This window comes from Rhodoferax sp. RT5P35, from assembly GCF_056521385.1.
Window position 1 is genome coordinate 1 of sequence record NZ_JBWMAX010000212.1, and the last position, 1222, is coordinate 1222.

Below are 1222 nucleotides of genomic sequence, written 5' to 3' on the forward strand. Positions count from 1 at the left end.
TCCTGCATGCATCCGGCGTTGGCGTACAAGCGAAAGGGAAATTCTCCACACCGTTCACTCTTCATACGTAGGCTCCCCGGCGCTGCAACAGACGGGGCAGCACCATCGACACAATCAACAGCACCCCAATCACCATGGACATCACAATGCCCGTGACATTGGCCATGCCCATGGCAAAGGTCAGCAGGCCCAGGAGCAACACCGACAGCATGGTTCCGACGATGCTGCCGCGACCGCCCTCAATCGCCACACCGCCCAGAATGACCATGGTGATGGCGTCCAGCTCCCAGCCCATCGCAATGTTGGGGCGGGTGCTGCCGATGCGCCCGGTCAACATGACGGCTGCCAACGCCGCCATCAAGCCGGCAAACACAAACAGGGCCATGCGGTAGCGGTCGGCCTCGATGCCCGAGAACCGGGCCGCCACCGGATTGGCCCCGATGGCATACAGCCGGCGGCCCCACACCGTGCGGTGCAAGACCAGCCCCACGGCGCCAGCGCAAAGGCACAGCACCACAAATTCAAGCGGCAGGATCAGCCACTTCACCCCCACCAACTCACCCAGGTAGCCATTGCCGAGGAAAGAAAAAATGTCTGGATAACCCGAGATCGCCTTGTCCCCCAGCGCCACCATGGCCAGGCCCCGGTACAGCGACAGGGTCCCGATGGTGACCACAATCGACGGCAGGCGGTAATGCGTCACCAGAACGCCGTTGAGGCCACCAGCCAGGCCCCCCGTGGCAAACGCGGCCAGCGTCATCCCGAGTGGCCCCAGGCCAGCCCGCATGGCGTAACCCATGGCCAGAGAGCACAGGGCGAGGATGGCGGCGATCGACAGGTCAATCTCACCGGTGATGATGAGCAAGGCCAGCGCCAGGGCCAGAATACCTTTCTCGCTGAAATTGAAGGTGCTGTCGGCCAGGGCGTCCGGCGTCAGGAACCCCGGTTGAATCACCCCAAAAACCACCAGCAGCAGCACCAGCAAAGCCAGCAGCACGCGTTCCCATGTGTTCCAGGCCTTCATGCCAGCGCTCCTTGTCGTTCCAGAATTTGTCGTCCCGCGCGGCGTTCGGCGCGTGCATTCACGGTGACGGAAATCAGGATCACCGCCCCCGCAATCGCCTGCTGCCAAAAAGGTGACACCTGAATGACCGGCAAGGCCCCGTTGATCACCCCAATAAACAGCACCCCGAGGGCTGCGCCCCACACCGACCCCACCCCG

Annotated in this window: 1 protein-coding gene and 1 pseudogene; both read right to left on the minus strand. The window is 63.1% G+C overall.

Features of this window, described 5'->3' with window-relative positions:
- Positions 1-61: 61 nt before the first annotated feature.
- Complete coding sequence (locus tag AC097L_RS25050; protein WP_479589419.1) at positions 62-1024, minus strand: ABC transporter permease; 963 nt, start codon at positions 1022-1024, stop codon at positions 62-64.
- Positions 1021-1222, minus strand: a pseudogene (locus tag AC097L_RS25055) (ABC transporter permease); the annotation flags it as partial. The gene AC097L_RS25050 and the pseudogene AC097L_RS25055, both read right to left, overlap by 4 nt.

What these genes read in the sequence shown, in the direction of transcription:
- AC097L_RS25050 (WP_479589419.1), bottom strand. Translation starts at nt 1,024, where the DNA reads ATGAAGGCCTGGAACACATGGGAACGCGTGCTGCTGGCTTTGCTGGTG.